The following is a 550-nucleotide window of genomic DNA, read 5'->3' as shown; positions in this document are numbered from 1 at the left end:
CGGTGACGAGGCGGTTCGATCTGACCGACGCCCAGTGGGCGGTGCTGGAGCCGCTGCTGCCAGCGCCGAAGCGGTCTGGGCGGCCGTCACTGTTCAGCAAGCGGCAGTTGATCGACGGGATCCGCTGGCGGGTACGGACCGGCGCGCCCTGGCGTGATGTGCCGGACTGCTATGGGTCCTGGCCTGCGGTGTATGCGCTGTTCCGGAGGTATCAGCGGGACGGCACCTGGCAGCGGATCCTGACCGCGTTGCAGGCGCGGGCGGACGCGGCGGGGCGCATCACCTGGGATGTCAGTGTGGACTCCAGCATCGCCCGGGCGCATCAGCACGCCGCCGGGGCGCGGAAAAGGGGGATCTGCAGGCCGAGCCGCCCGGCGGCAGGTACGGCCATGAGCCGGCCGATCATGGGCTGGGGCGTTCTCGTGGCGGCCTGACCACCAAGCTGCATCTGGCCTGCGAGCAGGGGCAAAAGCTGCTGGCGGTCGTGCTGACCGCCGGGCAGCGCGGTGACAGCCCGCAGTTCACCGCGGTCATCGGCGGTATCCGGGTG

Annotated in this window: 1 protein-coding gene; it reads left to right on the top strand. The window is 71.1% G+C overall.

Annotation, left to right across the window (positions count from 1 at the left end; all coding sequences use genetic code 11):
• On the top strand, positions 1-434 hold a 434-nt coding region (locus HHX41_RS39515; RefSeq protein WP_220504856.1), incomplete at its 5' end, for an IS5 family transposase.
• Positions 435-550: the final 116 nt, after the last annotated feature.

The sequence above is a fragment of the Microbispora sp. H13382 genome, assembly GCF_014161445.1.
GTDB lineage: Bacteria > Actinomycetota > Actinomycetes > Streptosporangiales > Streptosporangiaceae > Microbispora.
Note: the sequence above shows the minus strand (reverse complement) of the source record. Positions and strands in the feature narration are given on the sequence as shown.